Below are 15,634 nucleotides of genomic sequence, written 5' to 3'. Positions count from 1 at the left end.
TAAAATGCGTTTGCCGAATTTTGCTGCCGGTTCTTCTGGTTTCTAGATGATAGAAAAGGAACAAGACAGCACTTTTTCGCTGTGAATGCGTTGAGAATAGTCAATTGATTTTTCTATTGCTATAGGAAAATGTAACAATAAAGCCTCGTAGCAATTTAAATAAAAAATAGGTGAATATCATATGAGTGCTTTAAACCGAAAACAATGGTGTTTTATAACCATTATAATTCTTAGTTTGTCCTGCTTAATTGCCTTTTTTGCCCCTTTTAAAACGGCACTTATTTTTTATAAAGAAAATACAGAGCAAATAGCCATGTTTCTTCCTTTGGATGAGGGAGATACCTTTCAACATATTTTTACGCATTCTATTCATTTAACGGATGTCGTAGAAAAATATGAAGTTACACATAAGAACACCATACAGCAAACGGAAATAATCTATGAAGAATTCGCTATTGGTATGCCAGCTAATGCGCAGGAAGGGGAAGCATTTACGTATGAAGATGGCAAATATCATATAAAAAACATAAATCAAACGTTTGATCAAATTAAACTTCGGAATGGAAAGGTTGTGTCTGAAAATAGACTCGTTTGGGGAAACAACGCACAATATCAAGTTTATTTAAATGATTATGTGCAACCAGGAGCCTGGTTTACAGTGAAAATGGATAAAGTCACGCTATGGCAATACTTGAAAGGAGTGAGAGTACATGAGTGATAAAAAAGATCAGCTAACGAAACAAGAACAAGAAGCATTACTGAAAAAATACGATACAGAGGCGAATACGCGTAAGCTTGCAGGTGTAGCTGCAGGAATTGTTTTTTTTGGCTTGCTGGCGTTTTCCATTTTTCAATTATACACAGGGGCATTTGGGCAAAAAACAGCCTACATTCAACGAACTGTTCACTTAGGGTTTGCACTCTCCTTAATATTTCTATTATTTCCAGCTAGAAGAACAGGAATCAAGTCTCGGGTTGCTTGGTATGATTATATTTTGGTCGTATTATCTATTATTGTTTGTGGATACTGGCCTGTATATTATGAAACACTTGTACAGCAAATTGGCGGTATTACAGAAGTACAAATGATTGTTGGGGGAGCTGCGATTTTACTCGTAATGGAAGCAACAAGAAGGGCAGTAGGGCTACCCATTACTGTTATAGCTAGTCTGTTTTTAATTTATGCGCTATTTGGTAGGCAAATGCCTGGTATGTTGGCGCATCAGGGGTTAAGTTTGGAACAGCTTATCGACACTATGTTTTTTACAACAGAAGGGATTTTAGGTACACCATTGCAAGTTTCCTCTACTTATATTTTCCTCTTTTTATTGTTTGGTGCTTTTTTAGTCCAAACAGGGGTTGGTAATTATTTTAACGATTTAGCTATCTCGCTTGCCGGAAAACGGACTGGAGGGCCAGCGAAGGTAGCCATTTTTTCCAGTGCCTTAAATGGAACGATATCGGGAAGTTCTGTAGCAAATACGGTTACGACGGGTTCATATACTATACCAATGATGAAAAGATTAGGGTATAAACCAAATTTTGCTGGTGCTGTTGAAGCTGCTTCGTCCACAGGTGGACAAATTATGCCTCCAATTATGGGGGCCGCAGCGTTTTTAATGATTGAATTTGCTGGGGTAGGCTATTGGCAAATTGCCCAAGCAGCGTTAATTCCTGCTATTTTATATTTTTCGGGAATTTGGATTATGACTCATTTAGAAGCAAAACGAATGGGTTTGTACGGGTTACCAAAAGATCAAATCCCACCTAAGAAAGAAGTGCTTAAAAAAATTCACTTACTTCTACCGATCATAGCAATTGTTTGGCTACTATTTGAAGGAGTTAGCATTGAGCGAACAGCGCTCTATGGCATTGGGATTACGATTGCTGTTAGTTTATTTATGAAGGAAACGCGTATAACACCACGTAAATTCATTACCGCTCTAACGTCAGGTGCTCGTACCGCTTTAGGTGTAGCTGCAGCTACAGCGTGCGCCGGGATTATTGTAGGTGTTGTGACAAAGACAGGCCTAGGATTAAAGTTAGGAAATAGTTTGGTAGATATTGCTGGTGCAATAGCTACATCGGCGGATATGCAATTATTGTTAACGTTATTTTTCACCATGATTACGTCGATCATTCTAGGGATGGGTTCGCCTACGACAGCGAATTATATTATTACATCCACAATAGCTCTACCAGCTATTTTAGCCTTAAATGATCATTTAGATGTAGCTATTCCACTACTTGCGGGGCATATGTTTGTGTTTTATTTCGGTATTGTAGCTGATATTACCCCACCAGTTGCGCTCGCTGCTTTTGCAGCTACGGGTATCTCAGGTGGTGAACCAATTCGCACGGGGATAAATGCTGCTAAACTGGCTATTGCTGCTTTTATTATTCCCTATATGTTTGTATTACAGCCAGAACTCTTAATGATTGATACATCGATTGGTGAGGTCGGTTGGATATTATTTACAGCCATTACGGGTATGATCGCAATTGGCGCCGGTTTGATTGGTTTTTGGTATGTAAAGCTTCACTGGTCTGTACGTATTTTAACAATAGCAATCGGGCTGTTATTAATTTATCCAGAAGGAAATACGGATGTATATGGATTGGCTGCCTTTATCGTTATGTTAGCTATCCAGTTGTATATGAATCGTTCCAAAGGATTGGGAGAGAAGATGGAAAAAACGGCAAGTGGGTAAGGAAAGTTGTTCTTAATGACATTCCACAAATAGTGGAGAGAGACAATAAGAAACGAGACCATATGATGTAGGAGTACGAAGAATCAAATTCGTATTTCGCATACTTGTTCCCAGTTTTTAGCCAATTTTCGAGATTTTCTTTTTGAAGATTCATAATTAATTCCTGTATTTCCTAAAATACGTGATTGTTCTCTTCTTGGCAGTTCAGATTACACTGGAGTTTGCCATATGGGATTTGGCTACAACACTAATAGCTTTAAATCTCTCTGTGAGAAAAGACAATATTATACTTTGAGCATTTGAAATGGGATAAGTAAATTAATCGAAATCTGGAATTAGAGAGTAAAAGAAGGCTATATTTACATATGGCATTTCTCCATCTTTAAGCATATTGTCTCAATGTTCTATTGGGGTAAGCATGTGCGGCAATTTTTCACAAATTTATAAGTAAAAATTTTTAAATTATTGCCTTTTTTAAGAAAAATTTTATTATACAATAAAATCAAAAAACGACAGAAGGGGATAAAATGATAGATAAAGGGTTAATTGAAAGTAAACTGAAAGAAATCTTCGAAAATCAAGGGACATATATAAATGAAGAAGATTATAATGATGAAATTCTATTAGATTCACTACAACTAATTAATATTGTAATAGAGATGGAGGAAATGTTTTTAATACGTATAACAGATGATTTTTTAGGTTTTAATAATATGAAGACTTTTACGGATTTTTATTACTGTGTCGTTAATTATTTAGAAGGTAAAGAATAATAAGGTTTGAGATATTGTTTAAAGGGGGTGATAACATGAAAAAGAAACTTGTAAAACCAGTAAAGAAAAATGAGAAGAACTTGGTTCTATATGGTGAAGGAAATCAAAGTCGTGGTAATAAGTAACTAAAATTTTAACTCACAGTACTTACATTATACTAAATGGCGGGTACTGTGAGTTGAATAAATACTTAAAATAAGTAAGGATTGATGAAAATTAAAATAGCTTTAATAGATAGTGGTATTAGTAAATCTTTATCGAAAAAAAACAAAGGAAGAATTGTGGACGCATATCGTATGCCGTCTATTAAATCTAGCAAAGATAATATCGGACATGGTACATCAATAGCGCATATATTACTTACGAATTCACCTCAATCAACAATAATATATTCAATGAAGCTATTCGATGAGGGGGGACATCCTACTGAAAATGATTTAATAGAGGCATTGCTTTTTATAGATAATCATTTAGATGTAGATATTGTTCATATCAGTAATGGTATTAACATGGTTGTCCATTTAAAAAAATTAGAACGTATTTGCAATAAATTATACTTAAAAGGTATATTTATAGTTTCTGCTTTTGATAATCAAGGTGTTGTATCCTATCCTGCTGCACTCCCTAACGTGATAGGAGTGTACTGGGACACATATAGATCGAATGTGAATGACTTTATTTATGTAGAAAACTCACCTATAAATATCCTAGGCTATGCAGGTAATCACTTCCTGCCATGGATAAATGATGAGAAAAAAGTTGTGTCAGGCTCAAGTTTTACTGCACCATATATAACAAGTTTTATAGCAAAGTACTTAAATGTTGAAACTTCAAAACACACTAGTGTTTGGGATTATTTAAAAGAAGAGGCAACTGAAATAATCAGTTATACGGATAAATCTGTTGAAACTAATGAATTAATCTCACAAAAGATTAAGAACATAAAAAAAGCAATCTTATTCCCTATAAGCAAGGAAATGCATTCATTATTAGCGAATATTGATTTATTGAATTTTGAAATAAGAGATGTTTTTGATCACCCATTAAGTAGAAATGTTGGTCGAGATGTGGATGATTTCATTTATGGGTTTAGTGTATTAGAGAAGCAAGTTAAATCTATTTCTAAAATTAATTGGGACGATGATTTTGATACTATAATACTCGGTCACACAAATACGCTTAATAAAATGTTAAATCATAGTTACATAGATTTTTTTATAAATGAAGCCAAAAAGCACAAAAAGAATCTATATTCATTTGATAATATTATTCAAAGAGAAGATGTGGATATAAACTGTATAGATAATTTTGTATTTTCACCTTATCCTTGTAAATCTGATGTTAACATGAACACATTTGGGAGTTTGTATAAAATGCCAAATCCCGTTTTGGCAATAGTTGGAACTTCACCACACCAGGGTAAATTTAATCTACAATTATCATTAAGAAGAGAACTGCTTAACAAAGGGTATAAAGTAGGGCAACTAGGGACTGAACCTAGTTCCCACTTATTTGGAATGGAAGTCGCTTTTCCGAATGGGTACGATTCTTATATAAACTTATCTCTAAATGAACAGATTTTTCACGTAAATAAAATTCTTTCAAACTTAAGGGAAAAGGAAATAATACTGATAGGAACGCAGTCCCAAACTGTTCCATACAGTTTTGGGAATTTAGGTTTTTATCCGATCGCTCCAATTCCAGTTCTTTTAGCTTCTGAACCAGATGCAGCTGTTCTATGTGTTAATCCGGAGGATGAATTTGAATACATTGCTAGGACAATTGGGTATTTGGAAAATTATATGCAAACTACTGTCATTGCTTTAAGTGTATATCCTCTTCGTTACAATATGGAATGGAATATAAGCCCTAATAATTATGAACAATTAGATATGGATACTTTAAATGAAATTAAGAAAAATATGCACCAATATTTTGATCTACCTATCTATATTAATGGGAAAGATAATAATAATTTAGTCGAAAGTTGTATTGATTTTTTTTCATTACAATAGGGATAGGATTTATACTTTTTATTTAATAGGTTAGATCGCTTTTAAACCATAAGGCAGGGAGTTTTATAAATAATGTCTAATATTTCATTAATAAACGCTGGAAAAAGAATTGGTAAAACACAAATAATTCATGGTTTGAATATGGAGATATCTATTAGCCCTTCTAAAATGTATGGCTTTATTGGCCCAAATGGATCTGGTAAAACGACTACCATGAAGTTGATAAGTGGCTTATACTTCCCAAATCAAGGGAGATTAGAATGTGAAAATACTTCTCTAGAATACGACAAATGGGCGAAAGCTAATGTAGCTTATATACCTGCGGGAGAGAGAGGATTATTTTATAAGAACTCTGTATACGATAACTCTATGTATTATGGGATTATTAAAGGTGCTTCTCCGACAGAGATCAAAAAAAATGTATCTTTGTTTTCAAAAAGGCTAAAAATAACAAATCTATTAAATAAAAGAGTGGAACAATTATCAACTGGACAAAAGAAAAAGGCTCAGTTACTTTGTGCTATTTCAACAGGAAAAAGACTTTTGTTGTTAGATGAACCATCATTAGGGTTAGATATGGATTCTTCTATTGAGCTACAAGCCATATTAACTGAAGTGTTTGAAACGTTGAATACATCCATTTTTATATCTTCTCATGATGTAAATTTTTTAAGTGGAATTGTTAATAATTATTATTTTATTTTTGATGGAACAATAAAAAGCTCCTTCTCTACTACTTATAATACGAAACAATTGGAAGAAGAATACTACAGGTTGAAGGAGGAGTCATTATATGAAGGAGGTTTATAATGCATTAAAAGTAGAAGCGCTCTTAGGGATAAAATCAGCATTTAGATATAAAGTGGGGATAATTAGTGACTTTCTAATTTTTTTCTCCATATATGTAATAGCTGTGTTTTTTGGTTCAGGGGGAGGATTTGTTTCATCTTATGATGCTACCGGCGTTGACGGGAGGGTGTTAGTGCTAATTGGGGTAATATTTTGGCAGTTAAGTATAAGTGCCTTAGGGTTTAGTTCTTCATTGGTCAGTAACTCTTATGCCATAGGAACATTAGAACTAAGACTCCAAAGTAAAATTTCGCCTATAATCTTAATGTTTGTGAATGTGATAATAAACTTATTAACTGGTGTAGCTATCCTGGGGATTGTATTAGTGGTTTCTTATTTTTATTTAGATTTGTCGTTCAATGACATATTGAATATAATGTCTTCATTTATAGTAGTATTACCAAGTATGTTAGGAATGTTTGGCATTGGATTAATGTTTGGAGGACTTACGCTAAAGGAAAAAAGCATTGGTCAATTTCTCATGATTATTCAAGGTGTCTTACTATTTGCTTCGAATTCTGTCATTCCTTTAGATAATAAGATCATTAACTTATTACCATTCCCAATTGGAACTGATATTTCACGCTTGATATATTTAGATGAACCAATTTCTTTGGGTTATATTAGCGGGTATTTATTAGTTAATATAGGGTGGTTAATTGTAGGAGTTATCATTTTTAATGTCATGTTAAGGAATGAAAGAATTAATGGAACTTTTGACACGTATTAGTATCATTTTTAAGAAGGTGTGAATTAAATTTTGAGAACTGAGGAGAAAAGAAACATAAAGGCTAATTGTTTAGGAAGCTGTATTATTGATCATTTAAATAAAGCAGGGCATCAAATCTCAGAAGCGGACTTATATTGCAATGAAAGCATGTTGACAACATATTTTTGCAATACTACTGATAGTTTAGCTACGCCAATAGAAGAGCTACTCGTAGAGGATATTAAAAAAATGGGAATGAAATTAAAAAGAGTTAAAGAAATGGATATTAATAAACTAGATACTTTAATAAAAGATGAGCACATGATAATACTGAATATAAGTAGTAGACATCTAACCTATTCAGATACGTATAAAAAAACTCCTACAACTCTAACCAACCATTTTATAAATATATACACTGGTATTAAGGGAGAATATTATATATGCGATGCGTATATCCCTACCATTCCTATATCTAGTTATGAAGGGGATTTTCTTTTAACTGAAACAATACTGAACGAATGCGAAATTTACACTTTACAATGTGATCATTTAATTTTACATGAAAATGACTATAAGCTACATAGTATAGCTTGCTCTTTGAAAAATTATAAAAATGATAAAAATGAAGAAAATCCGTTTCAACAACTAAAGACAAAGTTAAATTCAGGGGATTTAACTTACAAATGCGTGGTCTAACTCCACCGTCTTTAGACGGTATCCGCTTTTAGCCTTATCTTTTTTGTCCATACTAAGTGAAGAGGTGAAAGTATGGAAGGATATAGAAAAAATAGTCATACTGTGTATGATATCAAGTATCATGTCATATGGGTGACAAAGTATAGATATAAGGTTTTGGGCGGGCATATAGCGGTGAGAGTGCGTGATTTGATAAGACAAGGTTGTGAAGCCAGAGGAATTACCATATTGCAAGGAAGTGTTGGGAAAGACCACATTCATTTATTATTATCTTGTCCTCCAAGTATTGCTCCAAGTAAAATATTGCAGTATCTAAAAGGAAGATCATCGAGATTATTGCAGGATGAGTTTCCAGAACTTAAAAAGAAATATTGGGGGCAGCACTTGTGGGCAAGAGGATATTTTTGTGCCACCGTAGGAACGGTAACGGAAGAAATAATAAGAAATTATATAGCAAATCAATTCAATGAAGGTAAGGACGAAATATTCAGGATAGAAGAATGAGTTTAGTCTAGCTTTGAGGATGCTTTAGCTAAGGCCTTTGAGCAGGACTTTAGCCTGGGAAACGACTTTAGTCGTCGACATTTATGTCTAAATCCACCTGCTTTAGCAGGTGGTCGTTTAAGCAGTAAAATTATATTTGAAATGGCTGTAGGGCTGTTAACAGGAGGGGTATTGGCTACAAGAATTTTATTTGTTGAGAATGCAAGAAGCGTGGTTTATTTAAATGAAGAATTCAATCAAGAATATGAGGGTCTTAAAGATAATTATTTTACGCTAAGATTACACTTACTAAATTATTCGTGTACCAAAAGTGAAAGAGACTTAGATATTATTATACAAAAAATAAATACGGTAGAAACAATGGAAGTTAATCTTTTGTAAGCGTAAAATAAAATACACATAACAATCACAGGGCATCTATGTGATAATCTTCTTAGAAAATAAATTAGGAGGTTATGCGATGACCCTAAAAGACAAGCGAATAGCATGGAAAGCGCGTTATGATGCCTGGAAAGAAAGCGGACAAAGGAGTTGGTCAGGTTCCTTGCCTCAACTTGGCGTGCATGATGAACCATTAAATTTTGACACAAAATAAGGAGATGTTAAAGAAGATTTATGGCTAAGTACGGCATACGAGAGGGATTCCGCTTATATTGCTATCCATATGTATCGTGGAATGCCGTATGAAAAGTATTTTCAAGATATGGATTCTGTTTTACAGGTGTACGAGGCAAGACCACATTGGGGAAAAATGCACAATATGAATATGGATCAATTACAGAGACTATATCCTAAACTGGAGGCGTTTTCACGGCTACGCAAGCAACTAGATCCGACAGGGCTGTTTTTAAATGCCTACTTTGAAACGTTGTTCGCAATAAGTAATAAAGGTAATGTGGAGAGGCTGCAAAACAGTGTGACTTTCACATCATAGAATTTTGTTTTAGAATAATAGATAGAATATTTATCTAGCGCAATTAAAATTGGCCAGCAAAACAAATGAGAAATAAGGGTGGAACATAATTTCCAAGGGGTTTAAGCAATGAGACAAATAAAATTAATATGGATTGGGTGTATCTCTGGTGTCGTTCTAGGTGTTTTTTTAAAGCTAACGGAGCAGATGACATCCAAACGTGTGTACACTTTATTGCTCAACGTCGATTATATCCCAATACTAAAAGACTTGCCGTTAAATGAATTTGGTGAATTTATGCTGCATATGATTGTTTCGGTAATTCTAGTACCAGTGATCTATGTAGCCTTAACACAGATTGGGCACCAACAAAACCTGTTCACCTATATGTTGCTTAGTAGTTTCATAGGTGCTGTGATTTATGTAACGACAAGCTTTTCTGAACGTACACCAGACTTACTTGACGGAACCTCGTTTTTGCTTTGGGTTATCGGGCACGTAGTATTTGGATGGGTGACAGGCTTCCTAATAACAAAGATAGTAAAGGACTAGATGATGATGAACAACAGGAGATTGTCAAAAGCAGTTAAACGAACGGTGTTTGTAGGAGTCGGCTTATTCCTTTTATTTATCGGTATATCATTGTTCTTTCAACGTTTTATGTTAACACAACCTGATTCACAGGTAGGTCCGATAATTAGTGAACAAGTTTTAGATTACCGCCCTTTAGTAGTAAAGTATGCTAAAAAGTATGAAGTGGAAGAGCATGTTGATACGCTTCTCGCTATGATGATGCAAGAGTCTAGCGGGCAAGGGGATGATCCAATGCAATCATCAGAAAGTTATTGCGGAGAACGTGGATGTATTCAAGATCCGGAAGTATCTATTAAGCAAGGAGTCTATTATTTTTCACAAACATTGAAAGCAGCAGGTGGCGATGTATTAACGGCTATCCAATCGTACAATTTTGGAAAAGGATTCGTCGATTATATTCGCGAGCAAGGGGATGACTTTTCGCAAGAAGCAGCCATTCAATTTTCGCAAAAAATGTATGCAGCAGATCCTGACAAAGAGAAATACCGCTGTTTACGTGACGGGGCGCAAGAACTTGATGCTTGCTATGGCGATATTTATTATGTTAAATCTGTGATGGCATATAAAGATAAAATAAAGCAAGAGTAAATTTTTCTATGGTATGATGAAATGAAGGAGGAGATTCAAATGAATAAAGCAATTCATACAGAAAAGGCACCCGCTGCGTTAGGTCCATACTCACAGGCTATTGTAGCAGGTGATTTCCTTTATGTATCTGGGCAAATTGGTATAAATCCAGAAACAGGGGAGATGGCAGAAGGGATTCATGAGCAGACAAAACAAGTTTTAGAAAATATTCAAGCTATTTTACAAGAGGCGGGAACAGATTTAGCTAAAGCAGTTAAATTTTGCATTTATTTACAATCAATGCAAAATTTTGCTACCGTCAATGAAATATATGGAGACTATTTACAAGAGCCATATCCGGCAAGATCAACAATGGAAGTGGGCAAATTACCAAAAGACGCGCTCGTTGAAATGGATGTTATTATCCATCTAAAAGCGTAAAAGTGAACGCTGAAAACATACATATAACAATTTGACTTCTTTTTAACTATGGGAAAGAGTAACTATTAGGACGGAGAGTGTTAGCAAGACGATGGACCTTGCCATGAAGTTTTGGCGATAAGCCAAGTTTTTATGGAGTTTAGCTTTGCAGAATAAAGAAGAGCTAGCTGTTATTCATATACAGCTAGCTCTTCTTTAATGGCCGTTCTTATTTTCTCTAAGCACTCTTCTGGTGTGTTTCCGAAAATGCGTCGATTGTTAACGAGTGCATATGGTTTTACTCTGCATAATCCGCAAAAAGATAGACAATCATTCATGAGTACAGCTACTTCAGGAAATTCTTTTTCTAAGATTTCCTCTATATGGATAGAAGTGATTGCATTTCCGTCACAGACTTCGACTACGACAATACCCATTGCTATCACTTTCTTTCTTATTTTAATTTCCTCATAAGGAGGTGCTTTGTTAGTTGTAGCATAGATTCACGAAGAAATCAATGATGTGATTTCGTTTCTGATTTTACAAAACTCATGGATACCCAATTACGGTTTCGCCAACGTCTTAACATAAATAGTCCTCGCATCCATTCATCAGCAATAAAGGAAATCCAAATACCAATAAGACCCAAATTTAAATAAATAGCGAAGAACCATGCAAAAGTAACACCAATGCCCCACATCACAGCAACGCCAATATAAACTGGAAACTTTACATCGCCAGCTGCTCGTAAAGAGCTGATCATGATTAAATTAAATGCTCTTCCAGGTTCCAGTACAACTGTCATTAGCAATAATCCTGCCCCTGTTTCCAATATCGTCGTATCATCTGTAAAAATCCCTAGTAACGGACTGGAGTAAAAATATACAACCGTAGCCATTGATAAGGAAATAACAATGGATATTTTTAGGCTTTTCATGACACGCTTATATGCTGCTTCTATGTCTCCTGCGCCAACTAAATGTCCAACTAAAATTTGTGTGCCTTGACCAATAGCGATGGAAAATAAGAAAATAAACATCATAATATTTTGCGCATAAACCTTCGTCGTTATTGCAATTGTGCCAAGCTGGGCTACAAAATAAGTAATTACCATTTGGCTGGCGTTATAAGAGATTTGTTCACCTGCAGATGGAATGCCAATTTGTAATAATCGTTTTACATAGCTTTTCGGAAAACGGAAAAAGTATGCTACTTGAATTTCCCCTTGGTTTCTTTTTAAAAATAAGTAAAATAGAACAATAACACCTAAAAAACGGCTAATCGCAGTAGAGTAGGCAACCCCTTCTACTCCTAAAACAGGAAATCCGAATGGTCCAAAAATGACAAAATAATTTCCAACGACATTCAATATATTCATGCCGATGGTGACATTCATCGTATCTTTCGTATATCCGTAGCTACGTAAAATAGCACCTAGCGTCATAATTAATGCTTGTATAAAGATAAGCCCGCCCACAATTTGCATGTATCCGGATGCCTCGCTCATGATTTCTTGAGGGAGATCCATGAAGTGAAGAATATATTGTGCACCGAAAAATAACACGACGCTTAAAAATAGAGAGAATAACAGGTTTAGATTAATAGATAAAACAGAAATCTCTCCAGCTTGTTGGTTATTACTAGCCCCTAGATTTTGCGCAATTAGAATGGCTGCTCCTTGGGCTACAAAGCCAAACATGACAATGACTACCGACAGCACTTGGTTAGAGACACCAACAGCTGCAACGGCCTTGTCGGAATACTGACTTAACATTAATGTATCTGCATTTCCCATTAACATATGTAGAAAAATTTCAATAAATATCGGCCATGTTAACCCAAACAATGTGAGCCTTTTCACTTTTTCTGAAGCCATGGGATCCCAACTTTCTAATCAATCATAGAGTTAGTTTATCTCCTTTTAGGAGGAAATGGAAGCAAGAAGAAGCCTTGTTTGCGTGATTGTCAAAAACTCCTGCTTAAAAAGAATGGTAAGACTTTTAAATGGAAAAAATTCATTTTCAAATAGTAGAAAATTTTAGCTTAATCGTCCAATCTTTATGGCGAAAAACGATGTCTTTTACGATAAGCCCTAAGATTTTATCCTTTTTTATAGAGTAAAAAACCGAGAACTCATTGTTCTCGGTTACCCTCTTTTCGCAAATAAGGAGTGAGCTTGTGGATGTTTAGAAGCGTATTCGTGTTTATACCAAAAATAGAGCATGATACCTCCGCTAACTAATAGCAGTATGCTCGTGAACAGAAATACTGCAGAAAACCCGAAAAATCCAGCAATTACGCCGCCTAACGCTGGACCGATAATATTGCCTAAAAAGCGTAGGCTCGTATTGTAGCCGAGCACTTCTCCTTGCATGGATAGCGGGGCAGTTTGTCTAATATAGGCGATACGTACAGGGATAATTCCACCTATGGCAATACCAAGTAAAAAGCGTAAAATTACGAGTTGCCATATATTGGTTACCCAAGCTCCAGGTAGATAAACAATTCCGGCCATAAATAATAATGCGATGAGCACTTTAATATAACCAATTTTGTCCCCTAGTCTGCCAAGCCTTCTTGACATGAGTAGATTACCAAGTCCAGCCGCAGAGAATGCTACTCCAGAGAAAAAAGCAATACTTGCTGGCCCGTGAATTTCTTGAACAAACAAGGAAAGGATTGGTTGTACGCTAAAGTGAGCGATTTGAATTAAAGCTGAGATTAGCATGACAATGAGTAAGACTGGGCGAGAAACGATATGCTGAAGGACTTGCTTTCTTGTATATGATTTTTCGTCTCTTTCCCCATCAGCGAAATTTGCTTTTATTTCTTTCACGCCAAAGAACACAATGACGGCCGAAAAGAAAATAGTGATGGATACCCATTTAAATGTATTAGCATAGCCAAATGCATCAGCAAGTGATCCTCCTAAAAGGGGACCCATTAATGTTCCTGTAATGCTACCAGTTTGTAGTGTTCCAAGTACTTTTCCAGCGATGTGCTTTGGCGTCTGCGTGGAAATAAATGCTTGGGACATAGGAATAAAACCTGTAGCGACGCCCATCAATAGGCGGAGTAAGAATAGTTGCCATACAGAAGTAGCGAAACCCATTAAAAATATAGATAGCCCCATTCCTGTTGCAGAGAAGATAAGCAACTTTTTCCGTCCGTATTTATCACCAATCCTTCCCCAAATTGGCGAAAAGATAAACGCGGTGACAAAGGTGATCGCAAAGGTCCAGCCTGACCAATTCTGGACATAAGCGTCAGAGAAGTTTCCCATGGAGTCAATGTACAAAGAAATAAATGGGATTACCATTGTCATACTTCCAGCCACAAAAAAATTAGCAAACCACATGATTGCTAAGTTCCGTTTTATTATAGGATGATTGTCAATGATGGCAATACCCTTCTTTCCGTTAAATATTTCGTCACCCTAAATATTATCGCAAATACAGAGAAATGAAAAGGAATCTGCTCACTATAGAATGGTGATATGTTCCATTGTAGATGTTGAAGGTATATAGGTCTGTGGTAGTAAATGTAGTAAAAAGATATTCATTCTTTTGCAAAACAGGTATAATAATATTTAGTTCATAGAAGACATAAACTATAGCAAGAACAAATAAAGGGAGAAATGAAATGATGACCAAAAAAATAAGTAAACTTCTCATCATTACACTAATCGCAGTGTTCATGCTTGGGACGAACCTATCTGTTTCTGCTGACAGTGGAGCAAGTGATACGAGTAGTATTAATGAAAAATTAGGTCCACCTATCGTCGTATATGGAGCGCAACTCTCTGACAACCAGCGAGCAGAAGTGAAGAATTTATTAAATGTTAAAGACCAAGATCAAGTGGATGAATATGATGTGTCTGGACAAGACGCAGTAAAATATATTAATGGCAGTCCGAATTCAAATATGTATTCTAGTGCAAAAATTACGCGTCAGGAAGCTGGAAACGGTCTAACCATTAATATTGTCACTCCTGATAATATTACAGAAGTAACCAAAGAAATGTATGCAAATGCATTGTTAACTGCAGGCGTCGAGAATGCGACAGTGGACGTTGCTTCTCCTGTAAAGGTGAGTGGGCACTCTGCTTTGACAGGAATTTACAAAGCGTATGACGTTGAAGGAGAACAGCTTGATAAAGAACGTATGGAGTTAGCGAATGATGAGCTTGACGTAGCCACACAGTTAGCGAATAAGGAAGGCATGAATCAGGAAAAAGTTAGTCAATTACTTACAGATATTAAAAAAACAATTGCTGAACAAAACCCGGCAACGAAAGAAGAAGTGGAGCAAATTGTTCAAGAGCAAATGGATAAATTGGAAATAACGTTAAGTGATAAAGACCGTCAATTATTAATTGATTTAATTGATAAGATGCGTGACCTAAACATTAATTTTGACCAAGTAAAAAACCAATTAGACGATATTACATCTGCCATTAAAGATAAAGCAGATGAACTTGGGTTAGATGAAGGTTTTTGGGAAAAGGTCGGGAACTTCTTCCGTGAACTTTTCGAAGCAATTAGTAACTTCTTTAAAGGGTTATTTAGTTAGTAGGAATATATTAGATTGGCAAGCATACCTTTATGCATAAGGGTATGCTTTTTTGTGCTATAAGAAAGTATAAGATTTTTTTGGTTTATAGTATAAGAAAAATAAAGGCATTTGCGAAGAATATGCGCTAAGCCAAGTATTTCTAATACGATAAAATTTTAAGCTTATAGTATATGGGAAACGACATGGTTTTCACCCATATGGACTGGTGAGGAACTGGTTTTTTCTCATTCATTAAAGTATAGCCCGGACCCTGATATTTGCCTATCTGCGTGTGTTTTGCTTGTGGTTTTAAGTACAAAAAAATG

The 15,634-nt window shown here is 35.4% G+C and carries 18 protein-coding genes; 15 read left to right on the top strand and 3 right to left on the bottom strand.

What is annotated here, in order from left to right; genetic code table 11:
* The first annotated feature begins 181 nt into the window (after positions 1-181).
* From D9780_RS16345 to D9780_RS16280, 14 genes are all read left to right on the top strand, one after another.
* Positions 182-718: a DUF1850 domain-containing protein gene (locus D9780_RS16345; protein WP_121640825.1), complete on the top strand. Its 537-nt coding sequence runs from the start codon at positions 182-184 to the stop codon at positions 716-718.
* Positions 711-2,711, top strand: a complete 2,001-nt coding sequence (locus D9780_RS16340) for a TRAP transporter permease (RefSeq protein WP_121640824.1) — start codon at positions 711-713, stop codon at positions 2,709-2,711. The genes D9780_RS16345 and D9780_RS16340 overlap by 8 nt, the downstream gene beginning before the upstream one ends.
* A 527-nt stretch (positions 2,712-3,238) precedes the next feature.
* Entirely contained in the window at positions 3,239-3,484 is a 246-nt protein-coding gene (locus D9780_RS16335; protein ID WP_116277537.1) for a hypothetical protein, read from the top strand.
* Positions 3,485-3,693: 209 nt separating this feature from the next.
* Complete coding sequence (locus tag D9780_RS16330) at positions 3,694-5,499, top strand: DUF1611 domain-containing protein (protein WP_121640823.1); 1,806 nt, start codon at positions 3,694-3,696, stop codon at positions 5,497-5,499.
* 72 nt (positions 5,500-5,571) lie between these two features.
* Complete coding sequence (locus D9780_RS16325; RefSeq protein WP_116277539.1) at positions 5,572-6,309, top strand: ATP-binding cassette domain-containing protein; 738 nt, start codon at positions 5,572-5,574, stop codon at positions 6,307-6,309.
* Positions 6,293-7,078 (top strand): ABC transporter permease, encoded by a 786-nt coding sequence (locus tag D9780_RS16320; RefSeq protein ID WP_116277540.1) that lies wholly within the window; start codon positions 6,293-6,295, stop codon positions 7,076-7,078. The genes D9780_RS16325 and D9780_RS16320 overlap by 17 nt, the downstream gene beginning before the upstream one ends.
* Positions 7,079-7,108: 30 nt before the next feature.
* The gene (locus tag D9780_RS16315; protein ID WP_121640822.1) at positions 7,109-7,756 is read left to right on the top strand and encodes a hypothetical protein; all 648 of its coding nucleotides are present in this window, start codon (positions 7,109-7,111) and stop codon (positions 7,754-7,756) included.
* A gap of 72 nt (positions 7,757-7,828) precedes the next feature.
* Entirely contained in the window at positions 7,829-8,260 is a 432-nt protein-coding gene (gene tnpA / locus D9780_RS16310; protein ID WP_121640821.1) for an IS200/IS605 family transposase, read from the top strand.
* Positions 8,261-8,431: 171 nt separating this feature from the next.
* Positions 8,432-8,641, top strand: coding sequence for a hypothetical protein (locus tag D9780_RS16305; RefSeq protein ID WP_162985909.1), 210 nt, complete (start codon positions 8,432-8,434; stop codon positions 8,639-8,641).
* 79 nt (positions 8,642-8,720) lie between these two features.
* Positions 8,721-8,855: a hypothetical protein gene (locus tag D9780_RS21515; RefSeq protein WP_256359876.1), complete on the top strand. Its 135-nt coding sequence runs from the start codon at positions 8,721-8,723 to the stop codon at positions 8,853-8,855.
* A gap of 69 nt (positions 8,856-8,924) precedes the next feature.
* Positions 8,925-9,194 carry a D-arabinono-1,4-lactone oxidase gene (locus D9780_RS16295; RefSeq protein WP_240458713.1) on the top strand — a complete coding sequence of 90 codons (270 nt, stop codon included), beginning with the start codon at positions 8,925-8,927 and terminating at the stop codon, positions 9,192-9,194.
* Between the two features lie 108 nt (positions 9,195-9,302).
* Positions 9,303-9,725 carry a hypothetical protein gene (locus D9780_RS16290; RefSeq protein WP_073006861.1) on the top strand — a complete coding sequence of 141 codons (423 nt, stop codon included), beginning with the start codon at positions 9,303-9,305 and terminating at the stop codon, positions 9,723-9,725.
* Between the two features lie 21 nt (positions 9,726-9,746).
* The gene (locus D9780_RS16285; protein WP_240458712.1) at positions 9,747-10,355 is read left to right on the top strand and encodes a lysozyme family protein; all 609 of its coding nucleotides are present in this window, start codon (positions 9,747-9,749) and stop codon (positions 10,353-10,355) included.
* Positions 10,356-10,394: 39 nt separating this feature from the next.
* On the top strand, positions 10,395-10,775 hold the full coding sequence (locus tag D9780_RS16280; RefSeq protein ID WP_116277543.1) for a RidA family protein: 381 nt from the start codon (positions 10,395-10,397) through the stop codon (positions 10,773-10,775).
* A gap of 170 nt (positions 10,776-10,945) precedes the next feature.
* Here D9780_RS16280 and D9780_RS16275 read toward each other — a convergent pair whose 3' ends face one another.
* The 3 genes from D9780_RS16275 to D9780_RS16265 form a co-directional block, all read right to left on the bottom strand.
* A complete protein-coding gene (locus D9780_RS16275; protein WP_073006865.1) occupies positions 10,946-11,191 on the bottom strand; it encodes a YuzB family protein in 246 nt (81 codons plus the stop codon).
* A 77-nt stretch (positions 11,192-11,268) separates the two neighbouring features.
* Positions 11,269-12,630, bottom strand: a complete 1,362-nt coding sequence (locus tag D9780_RS16270) for an MATE family efflux transporter (RefSeq protein ID WP_121640817.1) — start codon at positions 12,628-12,630, stop codon at positions 11,269-11,271.
* A gap of 270 nt (positions 12,631-12,900) precedes the next feature.
* Complete coding sequence (locus tag D9780_RS16265) at positions 12,901-14,112, bottom strand: MFS transporter (RefSeq protein WP_121640816.1); 1,212 nt, start codon at positions 14,110-14,112, stop codon at positions 12,901-12,903.
* Between the two features lie 287 nt (positions 14,113-14,399).
* Here D9780_RS16265 and D9780_RS16260 point away from each other — a divergent pair, with 287 nt between their 5' ends.
* Entirely contained in the window at positions 14,400-15,326 is a 927-nt protein-coding gene (locus D9780_RS16260) for a DUF1002 domain-containing protein (protein WP_073006870.1), read from the top strand.
* Positions 15,327-15,634 lie beyond the last annotated feature (308 nt).

It is taken from the genome of Virgibacillus sp. Bac330 (genome assembly GCF_003667845.1).
In the GTDB taxonomy this organism is placed as follows: Bacteria; Bacillota; Bacilli; order Bacillales; family Amphibacillaceae; genus Virgibacillus; species Virgibacillus chiguensis.
The sequence above is the reverse complement of the archived record's forward strand: the minus strand, read 5'-3'. Positions and strand labels throughout refer to the sequence as shown.